The following is a 14,367-nucleotide window of genomic DNA, read 5'->3' as shown; positions in this document are numbered from 1 at the left end:
TATAGTAACGCCAAGGAGGACATATGAAAATTCATTTTACTTTTACTGCGGCATTTTCGTTTTTAATGTCGTTTTTACTTTCGGCATGGGTCACTTATGTCAACTTAGGGCTAAGCGATACATTTTTTCTAAGTTGGATGAAGGCGTTTGCTAATGCGTGGCCTGCTGCGTTTGTGGTGGCTTTTACGGTTGCCCCGCCAATTAGGGCATTGGTTTTAAAGTTATTTAGTAAGGAGTCAGTATGATTAATATCGTGGCAAAAATTACCCCAAAGGCGGCATTATTTGACGACTGTAAAGGGCGTTTACAGGGCATTTTAGCAGCCACTCGCGCAGAGCCTGGTTGTAATCGTTTTGAGCTGTTTGCAAGTAAAGAGCAGCGTTGTTTATTTTTAGTTGAGCAGTTTGAATCGCAAGCTGCCCTTGATGAACATTATGCTCAGCCTTATACCAAAGCGGTGTTCGCGTTTTATGAAAATGCGTTGGCGGAGCCAGTTGAGGTAGAGAAGGTGGAGGTGTGTTGAGAGAAAAGTTTGCGAGATGCGAGGGGGAAGTTGCGAGATACGAGGTGCGAGGGGAAAGGAGCTAGGGGAAAGTCGAACTGTGGGGTTGTTAGGTCGTGTGTTCTTCTCTGCAATAACAATCTTGTAGGAGGTGTTGTAGGAGGTACTTTAGTGCCGAATCAAACATAAAAGAGCGTTCAGCCGTTAGACAAAACAGGTCACGCCGTCAGCTAAAAAAACTAGGCTACTGGGGAAGTACAGCTATTCGTAGCCTAGTTTCACAAGGTTGAAATGGTTACAGCATATGCAGGATTTGCTTAGCTTTTTCGCGGGTTAAACACGCGGCCATTGGGCGTTTTGCAAATAGCTTGGCTGAGACTGTTTGTTCTTTGCCCATGTATTGGTTATGCAGTGTTTGCACATTGACTTTGCAGGTCACCGAATGGCTGTTTTCTACATAGCGAATTTCTACTCGCTCTACTTTTTTAATTAAGTTTTTATAAGGGTAGCCTTCATCGGTATCAAGCTGAGTAATTACGGGTTGGTTGGCATAACTAAAACTTGAGGCAAATATAAGTAATAAAATAAGTAAGTATTTCATGGTGGTTGTCCTTGTCTTAACGCGGTTGGCAATATGAGTATTACTCGTGTTGCTACTACTGACAAACGATTAAAAATTACCTATGCTTAAGTTTTTATTAACTATAAATGCGTATGCAGTTACCTCCATTAAAAAGCCTTTGGTATTTTAAACACGCGGCAGAGTTAGGTAGTTTTAAGCTTGCGGCAGAGCAGTTGTTTGTTAGCCAAGCTGCGGTTAGCCAACAAATTCGCTTGTTAGAACAACAGCTTGATTGCAGCTTGTTTACTCGTCATACCCGTTATGTTGAGCTGACTCGCCAAGGCGAACAGCTATTACCCCATGTACTTAAGGGCTTTAGTCATTTACAGGCAGGTGTGCAGGCTGTTAGCCAAGATAGCCACCCGAATACGTTAAACTTAACTGTGCTGCCTTCGTTCGCCAGTGGTTGGTTACTGGGCCGTATTAGTGATTTTCAAAACAAATACCCCAATATCAAAGTGCGTATTGAGCCAAGCGATCAACTTGCCGACTTTTCAGCGGGGCAAGTTGATTTAGGCATTCGATTTGGTCAAGGAAACTACCCAGGTTTGCACAGTGAGCTTATCAGCGACGACAGCCTATTTTTGGCTTATAAACCCGGTGCCATTGATGTTAATAAACCCCTTAAACCGCAGATTCTGGCACAAAAACTAATTAAAGATGTGTGCCCAGACGCAGAGCGCGGTTGGTTAACTTTGGCTCAGCAATTAGCTGTAAGCCCAGATGCGCTCCCCGCACTTGAAATTGATAACGCTGCACTGGTTATTCAAGCCACGTTAGCAGGGCAAGGTATTGCAATGGTAAGGCGGCGCTTAATCGAAACTCAACTGCAACTTGGTCAGCTAGAGATTTATCCAAACTATGAGTATCACTGCCAATATAAGTACTACCTTGCTGCGCCGCCCGAACATTTTAAATGGCAAAAAGTGCAGCTGTTTAAAGATTGGTTGCTTGCTCAATTTGCTTTAGATGATCAGCAGTTTTATCAACTTCATCAGTAACATTTGCGTTAAATCATTTTAAAGTTTTTAAGCACCAGCTATGCTTATTTAAGTCGCTTACTAAAGGAGCTAGTAATGCTTAACTTTAAAGTTATTTTTTGTGTCGTTTGTGTGGCTGCAAGCCTAACGGCCAATGCTGATATTTCCCGTGTAAAAGCAAGTATTGAGCGTGTTGAGAGCGCGAATAAAAAGCACGAGTCTTTAGTGCTTCCCTACTTATTTAGCACCGATACCATGGGGCTTAACTTTGGTGTGGGTGGCATGATCAAAGGTTACCATCAACCACAAATGACCGTTGGCGCTACTGCATTTAAAGGTGATGTGAGCGAAGGCGCGTGGGCAGGTCTGTTTAACTATAAGGTGTTAGATTCAGAACGCTGGTATTTTAGTGCCAGTGGCATGGCTGCATATTTTCCTGATCAGCGAGCTTATACCGGAGGCCATAAAGTGCCCATTGCAGACAACGCCGTGTTCCCCGGTAGTAATGACTCTTCAAACGAGGTTTATTTAGAAGCCGATGGTAGCTCTAATTGGTTTGATGCTCGCATCGAATACGCTTTACCGTTTGGCGCAACATCGCAAACAGGTATGGTGCGTTACCAGCTTAAAAACGGCTTGTTGGTTTCTGACCCATCGGGCGGGGCACAGTGGAACCCGTTGGAATCGGGAGTAATGGTTGCAACTGCACGCTATTTTAGGCGCTCGCAAAGCTTTGAATTTAATGAGGGTACACAAGATGGCAGTATTTCAGCAATGGAATTTGGTCTGCTCTATGACAACACCGATTTTGCAACTAACCCAAGTTACGGAAGCAGACAGTATCTTGCCTATAGCCAATCAATGCCAGGGAGTGACGATATTTATGATTGGGATTTGTGGCAGTTTAATGGCAGTAAGTTTATTTCTTTAGGGGCAAGTGAGTTTGCTCATCAGCGTATTTTAGCATTTAATTTTTGGGCTGCTTATTCACCTAGCTGGCAAGTTAATCACACTCTTGATGGCACTAAGTTTATCTCTGATGCTGCACCGTATAACGAAGGCGCTACATTAGGAGGATTTAAGCGTTTACGGGGTTATGACTTTTATCGGTTTCATGACAAAGCCGCTATTTATGGGGCATTCGAATATCGCTATACCCTTAAATATAACCCAATAGCAGATGTAAATTGGTTAAAGTTTTTGAAGCTGGATTGGTTTCAGTTAGTTGGCTTTGTAGAAGCGGGTCGAGTGGCACCTCATTTAACCTTTGATGCATTATTGCAAGACTACCATTATGACTATGGTGTTTCGTTAAGAGCTATGATGTCGGGATTAGTCGTTCGAACAGAGCTTGCTAATTCAAAAGAAGGGGCCAATTTTTGGGTAATGATAGATCAGCCTTTTTAGTGAATTTGGCTCAGATTTGTTGCAGTTTTACTAGAAACTGATAATCTGTACCTCTAACTTTTACAGTGACGTAAATTAATGATTAAACGGATTTTAATGACAACAGCCTTGTTGTTGCCCGCTTTTGCTTGGGCGCAGCAAAGTGCTCCTTCAGAAGCATGTCAAAGCATGCAAGCCGAACGTATCGAGCTACAAATAGCCCTGCGTAAAACCAATCTTCTCGACAAAATTGAAGCCTATAAACAGCGCATTCAAAGCTTGTCAGCACGAATATCTGAAACCTGCTTTAGTGAAGAGCAAATTGCTGAGCTTAAATCGTCGTTGTATAACCCTGACATTGCAGAACTCGAAAACAGCTTGGCAAAGCCATTAACTGAGCAAGCCTACATCAGCAAACAAGCTGCATGGGAGCGCTTTTATGTTATGCCGCCACGTTGTGCTGCTCGTTCGTTACAGCTGCAAAACCTTGAGTCGTGTCTTGAAAATAAGCAAATTCAGTTTCAGCAATTTGATATGTTATGGCAGCAAAAAAGTGCGCAACTTGCCCGTACAGAAGCAAAACCAACAGATTCGTTTCATGAGTTTGTTTTACCTAGCAAAGCCGAACGAGCTAAGTTAAGCGCTGAGCAAGAATTAAAACGCTACAGCTACAGCACAGACTCGTTTTTACCAACCAATATTATTGTGTTGTGTGCTTTAGCCGTATCGGTGTTTTTTGGTTTGATATTTATTTTCCATTGGTTAATGCGCCCACGGTCAGTGGTTAAGTGAGTGTTTAGTTAGCGAGGGGAAAGGGGAAAGAGTATAGTTAGCGAGAGTAAAGTTAGCGAGAGTAAAGTTAGCGAGAGTAAAAGTGAAAGTGGAAAGAAAACTCTAAGCTTTAAGTTAGTTTGTGCCAGCACATTGCTTAGGTAAAATACGATACTGTAGGCGTGAAATTTATTTCGCGCGAAACAAGTTTCACGCCTACGGGGGGAAACATAGGCGCTGGGCTTTAGCGCTATGACGCGATGTGAGATCGCACCTCGAAACTCATTACTCGTTACTTACTCAAACCATTCCCGGCTAAAGCCAGTCCTACGGGCTTTCTTCTCGTTTCTCGCAACTTTCCCCTCGTACCTTTCCCCTCGTACCTCGTAACTTAATCACTCATCCGTTTTAAACTGTTTGGCGCGTTCTTCTGCGTCAATTAAGGCTTGTGATTTTGGCTGTTTGTTTTTGCTTTCTATCACAGGTTTTTCGTCTGAATTTGGGTCCCAGGCTGGATCAAGTGATAAGTTAGCAAATGGATTATTCGGCTTATCGTCTTGTTGCTCTGGCTCTTTATCTGCGTCGTTGTCAGAGTCGCTATCAATCTCTTCAAGCTTATCGTCGTCACTCAGTTCGCCAGACAAATCAACCGTTTCTACCGTTGGCTGTGTTGACTCTTCTAAACTAAATGAAGCTGGCTCATCCTGTAGCTCTTGTTCAAGCGCTTGTAAGGCTTTTGCTAAATCATCATCGTTAATATCGTCGTTATCGTCTGCGGTGTTTGGCGTTGTGACTGTGTGCTCGTCTTCATTAAAATGATCGGCAAACGATAAATCATCACCCATCAGTGACGATAAGTCATATTCAGGTACTTCATCTTTAGCAGGTTCATCGTCAGCAACAGGTTCTTTAGTTGAATACTCATCAAAACCGAAAGATGAAGATGCAGTAAAGCTTGGCTCTTCAAATTCTGGTTTCTCAAACTCATCGATTTCAGGTTTTTCGAGATCTTCGATCTCAGTTAACACTGGCTCATCGTCGGTAATAGGCTCTTTTGTTGCGTATTCATCAAAACCGAACGATGACGAACTCGTAAAGCTTGGCTCTTCAATTTCTGGCTGTTCAAGGTCATCTATTTCAGGCTTTTCGAGATCTTCGATCTCAGTTAACACTGGCTCACCGTCGGCAATAGGCTCTTTAGTTGAATACTCATCAAAACCAAATGATGACGAACTCGTAAAGCTAGGCTCTTCGATTTCTGGTTTTTCAAGCTCATCGATTTCCGGCTTTTCGAGTTCTTCAATCTCAGCTAAAACAGGGTCATCGCCGTCAACCGGCTCTTTTGTTGAGTACTCATCAAAACCAAATGACGACGATGCAGTAAAGCTTGGCTCTTCAAGTTCTGGCTCATCAAGTTCAGTTATTTCAGGGGCCTCGAATTTCGGCTCTTCAAATGGCTCAGGTTCAGTAACAGGCTCTTTGGTTGTGTACTCGTCAAAGCCAAATGATGACGAAGCAGTATAACTCGGTTCTTCTGATTCCGGCTGTGTTTCAGGCTCGTCTTGCTGAACGTCATCAGCTTGCGGCTCAGCTTCCTCGTTGATGCTATACGTTGAATCAAGGTTTGCTAATTTTAGCTCTTGTTCTAGGCCGCGCTGCTCATCCAAAAAGTCGTCATCAGCGTCGTTTGTATTTTTCTCGTCGTAACCAAGTTCAAGATCTTCAAATTGATGGGCATCAGCAAAGTCTTCTGCTGGTGGTTGTTCAGGTGAAGTTTCAGACTCTTGTTCTTCTTTATCACGCTGAGCACTAAAGTGCATAAGCTCAGAAAGCTCGTCATTATTATCTGTTTCGGTTGCAGTAAATGTATCGTTGGCAAGCGGGTAGCTGTCTTCATGAGGGTGCTCTTGTTCTTCAGCCAGCACCGCGGCTGTTGCTTCTTTGAGTTCCTCAGCTTCTTTTTCAGCAGCTGCTTGTGCTTCTGCAGCTGCTTTAAGGGCTTTAGCTTGCATTAGGCTTTGTTCAAGTTCTGAATCGGCGTCTGCTTTTTTGCTTTGACGAATACGCACAATCACTAAACCTGCAACAAGTAATACCAACAACACAATTAAGCTTGGCATTAATAATGAGCTTGAAGAGCTATCGCTGCTTGCAGGAATAGGTTCTGACATAGGTGCGGGTGTTGGCGCAGGTTTTGGTGCCTGTTCTGCTTTTACTTCAGGTTCAGCTGGTTTTTCAGCAGTTGCAGTCTCAGCACTTTGGGTTTTAACTTCAGCGGCTTGATTTTGAATAGCAGGGCTAGTAGTTGATTCTACTACAGGCTCTTTAGGAGCATCAGAAATCGTAATACGGTCAACTTTTGCTGGTATTTCGGTTTGTTCTGCAGAGGCACTTGTTTGTTCGGCAGGCTCTGGTTCTTGAACTTCAGGCTCAATTGCTGGCATTTGCTGTTCGATAGGTTCAACGGTTTGCTCTGCAATTGGTGCCGTAGTTTCTTCAGGTTCTGCTTGAATAGCGCCTGAGTGCACTCTAGGGTTAGCTGCTGCAGTTGAATTAACTGGGGCTGTTTCTTTCGTTTGTTGTTCTAGTTTTTCGAAAGCAGCTGCATTGTTTACTGGCGTTGGATTTTTGCAGTTTTTCTCATAGTTTCTGGCAGCTGAGCGATAGTTTTTATTGCTGGTGTTAAAGCGGTATTCATGCATTTGCTGTTTTAACAAAATACACATGGCTTCGTTGTACTGCGCTTTACTCGTAAAGCTTAAGCTTAGGAGTAATAAGAGAAAAGTTGTTTTTATAATTGGCATAAGTTCCGGACCAGTAAGGTTTAGTCGATGACCTAACAGTTAATTAATTCTAAGCTGAGACGAGTAATTTATCCACATTTGGTTAACAAATTAAGCGTATTCGTAGTGGTTAATCAATTACCATGAGCGCACGGTATTCGTCGTAAGCAAATTGGTCAGTCATTCCGCTTATGTAATCTTGAATTAAGCGGCAGCGATAATAGAACTCGTAAGCGGCAAAATGATCCGGTTCTGCTTTTAGGGCATCAATGGCTTTTTGGTAGCTATTTAAATGTTTATTAGATAGTTTTTTAACCAGACGAGTTTCAATTAAATAGTTTTGGTCGCCTTTTAACACGCGTTTAAAAGCATCAGCATCAAGGGCTAGTAAAGGTTTATAGCAGTCAAGTAAACCGCTAATTATACGGTAACCCTGTAGCTCTAATCGCTCTACTTCTTTGTGGCAAAATACATGCTTTAATGCCACTTGTTTTAAGGTGAGCGTGACGGCGTGCAAGTGACTGCGATCTTCTAATAAAGCCTGATTAAAATCACCGTGGTAAATGGCTTCAATATTATTAATAAACCGCTCTGCTGCGTAGCTTACTAATGGGTGTAGCAAGGTCACGCGCAGGTAGATAAAAAATTCGCTGTTAAAATTGTACGGCTGCTCTTGCGCTTTACTTAACGCATAATCAATGGCTTTTTCGGCAAAGTCGCTGTGTTTGGTATCGTCTATGGTTAGGTTTGTGAGTGTGCGGGTGTATTGCTCTTTTAGTTTTTCGCAAAGCGACTCAACACTAATAATGCCTTTTTCTACCGCATCTTCAATATCGGCCAAACAATACGATATATCGTCAGCAGCCTCCATAATGTAGCTAGCAGGATGACGGCAGTATTGCTCAATTTCGAGTTCAGTTTGCAGCGCTTCAATAAACGGCTTTTCGCTGAAGTAGTAACCCACTTTTTTCATCAAGTAGTTTTTATCTTGCGGGCTGTCTATTTTCGCCATGCTGGCCGGGCGTGTATATTTTAAAATTCCGGCACTTTGGCTGTAGGTTAAGTTTAGAGAAAGTAATGAATGAATTATGCGAATACCTTGGGCATTCCCTTCAAAACTTCTTATGTCTTGGGCTAGGTGTTTAAAGATCACACTAATACCAATGCCTTTACAGCGCTCAGGAGTCAGTGCGTCTAAGTGTTTATCAAACCATTGGTTGATGGCTGCTTCGCCAAAGTGACCAAACGGTGGGTTGCCTATGTCGTGCATTAGGCACGCCATTTCTACTAGGCTTTCTAGCGGGCGCTCAAGCCCAGCAAGGCCATATTCTTTTTGTTTTGCATCACTAAGCTTATTAAAAATGGTTTGCACAATAAACCGGCCCACTTGTTGTACTTCAAGCGAGTGGGTAAGCCTTGAGCGCACTGCAGCATTACGTTCGAGTGGAAAAACTTGGGTTTTTTGTTGCAAACGGCGAATTGCAGCACTGTTAATAATGCGGCCCCGATCACTTTCAAGCGCAGTGTGTAAATTATTGGTAGAGCGCATTTCGCGCGCAGGCGTTATTTTTTTACCAAAATCGATCATTTTATATTCCCACAAAGCGGTAAAATCGGGCTTTTGCGTTTTGTTAGCAACATTTTGCCATTTATTAAATTAAATCTAACAGCTTGTATCTTAAATTAAAATATTCATTTTTATTAAAGTTATTACTTTAAATCGTGGCCTTTATTCATATATTATTCAGTTTTACGCACTTCTTCATTATCTTGTATTAGAAAGGAAAGCCTTTTGGCTGTATAGCAATGATGCAAACTTTGTCTCAAAAACCATGGCTACTAGCCAGTATTCTTCTGTGTTGTATTGGTTTAACGGCTTGTAAGAGCACCCCAGAGCCAAGCGCTGAAAGCACCTTAACGGTGGCCGAAAAAAATGCCATCAAGGCCAAGCAGGGTGCACTATATGCACGAGGGTTTTATGAAAGCCAACTTGGTAATATCAACTACGCCTCTGCTAGGCAATGCAGTAACTTTAATTTGCAGAGCCACCGTGGCTCAATTCGTTATGCAGAAAACTCGCTTAACGCGGTAATTGATGCCATCGACAACAATTTTGACGTTGTTGAGATTGATGTGCGAATTACCCGTGACGATGTGTGGGTTGTGCATCATGATGCCCGTACAGGTCGCGAAACAGGCACAGTTGACAATAAGCGCCGCAAAATTGAGTCGATGAGCTATAAAAAAGAGTGGGGCTATTTACGTCATCGTAACCAAGATACCGGGTTACTTACTGATGATATGCCACCTTCATTTAGAGAGCTTGCTGCCACATTTGCGCGCTATCGTAAGCCTCATCAAAAATTGAATATTGAGATAAAATCAAATGCCTCAGTTAACGATTTAAAAATGCTTGATTATTTAGCGTATGAGTTTGTTGGCGGTGGTAACTACTTTTTTAGCAGTTTAGAAATGCGCAACCTGACTCGTATGCGCGATATTAACCCAGATATTTACTTGGCATTTATTCAGTCGCCGGCAAAAGCCTCAATGAATAAGTTAGCAAGTGACCTAAAACGCGGCGCTGGTAGCGACCCAATTTACGAGCGCAACAAAGAAGAGCTTGAGAGCTTACAAGCACTTGGTAATCGCTATCATCGTGAAAAACGTTACGACAGCCCAGTTAAGCTCGATAAATTAGCAAAACAGCTAAAACGTAACTTTGGTTATGTACTTGATATTCGTCATTACAAGCAAAGTGCAGCACGCTTAAAGCCGGTTGCTAAAGCGCGCGGTATTATGATTGCCACTTATTCTATTAACGGCCACGACTATCATGAGCGTAGCCTATTAGCGCAGTCGCGTTCTCTTCGCCCTGACTCTGTAATTATGGACGATACCGTTTATGGCTTTTGTTCTGTGTTTGAATTACCAAAAATGCAGCCGTATTTTAGCGATGAAGCAGGCGCTAAGTTGATTGCCAGCATGCCTGCTGACCTTGATTTAGAGCGCCTTGATGAGCTGTATGCTTATAAAGGGAATCAGCTTTACCCTGCGGTGGGCGGCACGCTCAAATCAACTCAAGAAAAAACTTATATTCCAAAAGTAACATCGACTCCTTCAGCACCTAATTTAGAAATTGGGACTCGCCAAGCCGATGAAGATTTTAGCCTAGAAACAGATCCTGCTGTTGAACTAGAACTGCGTAAAAAACAATAAGAATAAAATTATGACTGATTTAATAAAGCCGTTTTGGTGGCGCTGTTTGCTACTTGTTTTAGCTACTTTATATTTATTACCCGAGGCAATTTTTAATGCCCAGTTAGTCTCTTTAGTCGGTTTAGGTACCCCTTCGGCAGAAGATCTTGAACACCTTGAAATTTATGGCCGAGCTGTCTCTGGGGTGGGTGTTGCACTGCTGTTAGCTGACTTTTTACCAAAAGCTATGGTTGCCAAAGTAGGCCGTGGCATTATCTCGTTTATCGCTTTATTGTGCTTAGTTTGGCCGGTGGTGTTTTTTGGCCAAAAATATGCCATTGAAAAAACCTTAATTGAGCCTTCAACTGCAGAGCAGCGCCAGTTTGCTACCTACAGTGCAGCACTTAGAGACGCGCTGGCGATTAACTCGATTAAAGTGAACGACCTTGATTACAACCCTGAGCAATTACATAGCTCAGAAAACCTGACCTTTTTGGCGCTGTTTGGTGGCTTACTGTATAGCGATGCCGCCCTTTCAGACAACTTAGAGCAAGATAAGCGAAAGATTATTGCTGCCTTTGTACAGAAAAAAGCGTATCAAGATTTTGATAAACATTATAAAAACTACAGCCAGTTATATGATGAGCTGGTGGTTAAATACAAAGCCTATGCTGATGGCAGTAAAAAGTACAACAGCACTTTGGCAAGTATCGGTGAGCGCGAGCAAGGTTATTGGCAGCAAGTTGAGCAAGAGATCAATAGTGGTTGGAGCAAATACCAGCAAGCGCAAAAAGCCCATATTGCAAAAGCGTCAGCACGTGCACAAAAGTATGGCCCGAAGATTTATGATTACCACCACAGCATTGCAAAATGCCGCGAGCGTTATGACAAAAGCAGCGAAAAAGACCGCCGAAATCGTTGTTATGAACGCGAAGCAGCAGACTACCGAAGCAATATTTTAAAAGCCGGTATTGGCTACATTGAGCCTGATTACTGGCTTATTGAAGAAGATGTTTCGGTTGCTGAAAATGCTGCAGGCACGATTTTAATGGGGGTGCTTACTGGTGGTGTTTATACCGCACTACAGGCTGCTAGTTTAGCAACCGGTGGTGATGGCGGCTTTAAAGACAAGCGATACAAATACACCGATGACCCAGATCATTACCAGCTGCGTTTTTTACAGCACCCGAACTTTCATAAGATGTTTGTGAGTGAAACGGGCTACCCATTTACAATCGAAAACTTAATGGCGTTTCGTGCTCACGAAACAACACAAAAGAAGCTTAGAGCACATTTTGCCAGCAAAGGGTTACAGCTTGAAAGCAACTGGAATGTGAATCAACGCCAAGCATTTGCTAATGCTGTAGCCAATAAGGTTACAAGTGAAGCTAATGCACAATGGCAAAGCGAAATGCGCAAACGCGGCATGAGTTTAAAGCCAAACTTAAGCTGGGTTGCGTTTCAGCTACACCCACAAATTCAAGCAAAAATTGCAGATAGAATGGGTGACTTATACGTAAAAAACATTCGCGCCGATTGGAATAAAAAGAACTTTAAAGACAAGGTGCTTGATCCAAACATTGCAAAGCGCACCGACAAATACCTTGCCATGCTCAATAGCTCCGAAGGTAAATTTGCTGATGGTGGCGAGTATGCCGAGTACGGTAAACAAGCATTGCGTTCGGTGATTATTCCGCCTATCTCGATGTCGTTGTCACTGTTTTTGATTTGCTTAACCTTTAGCAAGCTGCCGTTAAAACTGTGGCAATTGATTAAACCTAAGCAAGAAAAGCAACCAACCACTGCTGTATCTGTTTTGCAAAAGCTGATTATGCCTGCGCTGATTTTGATAGTGCCAGTAATGTTTGTGCATAACACCTTTACCGAAGACGATCAAAGCCCTGTTAACTACTTTTTAGACAAGGTCGATGAGTCGAGCAATCCGGTGTTTAGCTATGCGATTCGTTGGACTTTGCATGCGCAGCCTCTGCTGCATCCGCTTGGTTTAAAGTTTGAAGAAAAACTGCATATTTACGAGAGCTTTAGCCCGCTCAGCCATGCTTTAGCCAAGGTTGATATTTTGCGCCACGGCGATGCCAGTTTAAGTGCTGAGCAGCAACAGCGTAGACAATATCTGGTTGAGCAAAAAACTAAACTTACCATTACTACAAACCCGGCGAACGCCACTATTCGCATTATGAATATCGGCCCTAAATATCGCCCCGGCATGACATTAAAAACTGGCGCTTATGATATTCAAGTGTCGGCGCCTGGGTATAAAACGTATCGACGTTGGCACCAAGTAGATGCTGGCGAACAAACATTAACCATTGATTTAAGCAATTAATTAAGCAAGGAATGAAAATGCAACATTGCCAAAATACGGTGTATGCCACCGATCTTCACTGTTGTGATTGTGGAGAAGCTCTTGAGCAAAAAAGACAAATGCACACGGTTGAAGAACTCAGCCCTGACTTGCTGGTTGATGTAAAAAACTATGCGCCACAAGCGAGTACGATCACAGGCGTTGTGAAATCAATGTATTACTATAAGCGCCGCTATAAAACCAATAAAGACAACATGCTATATGGTTATTGGTGGCTAGAAGTAGAAGACAAAGACGGCATTATTCATGAGTTTAGTGTTGATGCAGAAAAAGATGTAATTGCTAACCTACAAAAGGGCAATGTGATCACTGCTTTTCAGGAAACACCGTTAACGCTTAATTATCGAATTGCTGATGGCAATGCTAGGCGGGTAGTTAAAAATGACCGCTTTATGCCAGTTGTGATTGTGCATTTTGCCGATCAACAATATCGCAGCTGGGACAAAACCATTAGCCGAAACTACACTGGCGGAACGATATTGTGGCTGGTGCTAAGTGTTATTACATTCTTAATCATGTTGTTTGCTGCAAAGCTTGAGTTTTTGCCTGCGCTACTTGCGTCGTTGCCTGTGGCAATTGGGGTGTTTATGGCAGAGCACAACTACCATAAAAAAGCCAAAGCCAAACAAGAAGCAAAGTATGATGCGATTTTAGCGGCAACAGATGTGATGCTATCGACCACCCTAAATCAATTGGGTTATAACATGCTGGCAAGAACGCCAAGTAAGTCAGATGTTATTTGTATTTCGTGCCAGCAGCGTATTAGCCAAGATGCTGCACATTGTTATTGCTGTGGCGCTAAGCAACACGTTGAAGCGATTGCTGAAAAAGAACAGTCACTTGCAAAAGATGATGAGCAAGCCATTAGCATTCAAAAAGCGTTAGAGCCAAGCATAACAAAACCAACCAGTATTGCCCAGCTTGAGCATGCCATTATGGATGAGTATAGCCTTGCTTATGAAAACGATTATGTGCATAAAAATGTTTGGGCACGTAACGAAAAAGGCACTATTCATCACCGTGCAGTGCTTGGCAAAGTATTAGAAAAAGAGCAAAGCGCACATGCCAATGAAACCCGCCAAACCGTGACCACCACAGAAACCACAACCACCTATCGAGGTGGCATGTATGTTGGTAGCGATGTAAAAGAGCGCGTTGAGGTTTATCGTAATCGTAGCACCACTTTAAAAGGTGAAATCATGCTCGAAACCGCATCGGGTGAGCCATTTATTTTTAAAGCGGGTGAAGATTTACTGGGCTCTGTTGATATTGGTGATTGGGTGTATTACGCCTACAGCAGTGTTGATACTAAGCGTTACTCTGAGTATTACCGTGAGTATGCGGTTAATGTGAGTAAAGACATTAAGTACAACAACTCTTCTGTCAGAAATTTTGGCATGGTACATGGCTTTAACCGTATGGTATTGCTTGGTCTTACGTCAGTAGGGCTAGCGTGGTACTTTGATGCCCAAGATTTTTACCCACTAGTTAATACACTTGTACCAGATGCTGGCATTGATTTACTCAATAATAACCCGCAAGTGGTTGAACACTTAGATGGCCTACCCGTTGCTGTGTTTATTGTGTTAAGTGTGGTTACAGGCGTTTGGGGCTTTATTTATAGCCAAATAAACGGCTCACGTTTAAAGCGTAGTGTGAAAAAGCTCGAAAGCATGATCACAAAATTTTCAAAACAGTTTGGTAAAGTTTCTGAGCAAATTAACAAATTGAACTAAAAA

General features: G+C 42.7%; 11 protein-coding genes. 8 read left to right on the top strand and 3 right to left on the bottom strand.

The features are described 5' to 3' along the window. Positions 1-23: 23 nt before the first annotated feature. Together PASHI_RS09365 and PASHI_RS09360 are read left to right on the top strand one after the other, a co-directional pair. Entirely contained in the window at positions 24-245 is a 222-nt protein-coding gene (locus PASHI_RS09365; RefSeq protein ID WP_058584444.1) for a DUF2798 domain-containing protein, read from the top strand. Then, entirely contained in the window at positions 242-523 is a 282-nt protein-coding gene (locus PASHI_RS09360; RefSeq protein ID WP_062565387.1) for a putative quinol monooxygenase, read from the top strand. The genes PASHI_RS09365 and PASHI_RS09360 overlap by 4 nt, the downstream gene beginning before the upstream one ends. A gap of 274 nt (positions 524-797) precedes the next feature. Here the strand turns inward: PASHI_RS09360 and PASHI_RS09355 are convergent, their stop codons facing one another. After that, positions 798-1,103: a hypothetical protein gene (locus PASHI_RS09355; protein ID WP_062565386.1), complete on the bottom strand. Its 306-nt coding sequence runs from the start codon at positions 1,101-1,103 to the stop codon at positions 798-800. Positions 1,104-1,216: 113 nt separating this feature from the next. On the opposite strand from PASHI_RS09355, the gene PASHI_RS09350 reads away from it, so the two are divergent. The 3 genes from PASHI_RS09350 (at position 1,217) to PASHI_RS09340 (ending at position 4,282) form a co-directional block, all read left to right on the top strand. Continuing rightward, positions 1,217-2,125 (top strand): LysR substrate-binding domain-containing protein, encoded by a 909-nt coding sequence (locus tag PASHI_RS09350; RefSeq protein WP_062565916.1) that lies wholly within the window; start codon positions 1,217-1,219, stop codon positions 2,123-2,125. A 75-nt stretch (positions 2,126-2,200) separates the two neighbouring features. Beyond that, complete coding sequence (locus tag PASHI_RS09345) at positions 2,201-3,511, top strand: BamA/TamA family outer membrane protein (RefSeq protein WP_062565385.1); 1,311 nt, start codon at positions 2,201-2,203, stop codon at positions 3,509-3,511. Between the two features lie 78 nt (positions 3,512-3,589). Further along, entirely contained in the window at positions 3,590-4,282 is a 693-nt protein-coding gene (locus tag PASHI_RS09340) for a hypothetical protein (protein WP_156426473.1), read from the top strand. A gap of 374 nt (positions 4,283-4,656) precedes the next feature. On the opposite strand, the gene PASHI_RS09335 is transcribed toward PASHI_RS09340, so the two are convergent. Together PASHI_RS09335 and dgt are read right to left on the bottom strand one after the other, a co-directional pair. Next, complete coding sequence (locus tag PASHI_RS09335; protein WP_062565383.1) at positions 4,657-7,065, bottom strand: hypothetical protein; 2,409 nt, start codon at positions 7,063-7,065, stop codon at positions 4,657-4,659. Between the two features lie 109 nt (positions 7,066-7,174). Continuing rightward, positions 7,175-8,632 carry a dGTPase gene (gene dgt / locus PASHI_RS09330; RefSeq protein ID WP_062565382.1) on the bottom strand — a complete coding sequence of 486 codons (1,458 nt, stop codon included), beginning with the start codon at positions 8,630-8,632 and terminating at the stop codon, positions 7,175-7,177. 218 nt (positions 8,633-8,850) lie between these two features. On the opposite strand from dgt, the gene PASHI_RS09325 reads away from it, so the two are divergent. Genes PASHI_RS09325 through PASHI_RS09315 form a run of 3 tightly spaced genes read left to right on the top strand, consistent with a single transcriptional unit; the run spans position 8,851 to position 14,364 of the window. After that, positions 8,851-10,263, top strand: coding sequence for a glycerophosphodiester phosphodiesterase (locus tag PASHI_RS09325; RefSeq protein ID WP_062565381.1), 1,413 nt, complete (start codon positions 8,851-8,853; stop codon positions 10,261-10,263). A 10-nt stretch (positions 10,264-10,273) separates the two neighbouring features. After that, a complete protein-coding gene (locus PASHI_RS09320; RefSeq protein WP_062565380.1) occupies positions 10,274-12,589 on the top strand; it encodes a PEGA domain-containing protein in 2,316 nt (771 codons plus the stop codon). Between the two features lie 17 nt (positions 12,590-12,606). Continuing rightward, on the top strand, positions 12,607-14,364 hold the full coding sequence (locus PASHI_RS09315) for a hypothetical protein (RefSeq protein WP_062565379.1): 1,758 nt from the start codon (positions 12,607-12,609) through the stop codon (positions 14,362-14,364). Positions 14,365-14,367: the final 3 nt, after the last annotated feature.

This window comes from Pseudoalteromonas shioyasakiensis (genome assembly GCF_001550135.1).
GTDB lineage: Bacteria > Pseudomonadota > Gammaproteobacteria > Enterobacterales > Alteromonadaceae > Pseudoalteromonas > Pseudoalteromonas shioyasakiensis.
This window is presented reverse-complemented; position numbering and strand designations above follow the sequence as displayed.

Coding starts and splice junctions, on each gene's coding strand:
- PASHI_RS09365 (WP_058584444.1), top strand. CDS start 24: ATGAAAATTCATTTTACTTTTACTGCGGCATTTTCGTTTTTAATGTCG.
- PASHI_RS09360 (WP_062565387.1), top strand. CDS start 242: ATGATTAATATCGTGGCAAAAATTACCCCAAAGGCGGCATTATTTGAC.
- PASHI_RS09355 (WP_062565386.1), bottom strand. CDS start 1,103: ATGAAATACTTACTTATTTTATTACTTATATTTGCCTCAAGTTTTAGT.
- PASHI_RS09350 (WP_062565916.1), top strand. CDS start 1,217: ATGCAGTTACCTCCATTAAAAAGCCTTTGGTATTTTAAACACGCGGCA.
- PASHI_RS09345 (WP_062565385.1), top strand. CDS start 2,201: ATGCTTAACTTTAAAGTTATTTTTTGTGTCGTTTGTGTGGCTGCAAGC.
- PASHI_RS09340 (WP_156426473.1), top strand. CDS start 3,590: ATGATTAAACGGATTTTAATGACAACAGCCTTGTTGTTGCCCGCTTTT.
- PASHI_RS09335 (WP_062565383.1), bottom strand. CDS start 7,065: ATGCCAATTATAAAAACAACTTTTCTCTTATTACTCCTAAGCTTAAGC.
- dgt (WP_062565382.1), bottom strand. CDS start 8,632: ATGATCGATTTTGGTAAAAAAATAACGCCTGCGCGCGAAATGCGCTCT.
- PASHI_RS09325 (WP_062565381.1), top strand. CDS start 8,851: ATGATGCAAACTTTGTCTCAAAAACCATGGCTACTAGCCAGTATTCTT.
- PASHI_RS09320 (WP_062565380.1), top strand. CDS start 10,274: ATGACTGATTTAATAAAGCCGTTTTGGTGGCGCTGTTTGCTACTTGTT.
- PASHI_RS09315 (WP_062565379.1), top strand. CDS start 12,607: ATGCAACATTGCCAAAATACGGTGTATGCCACCGATCTTCACTGTTGT.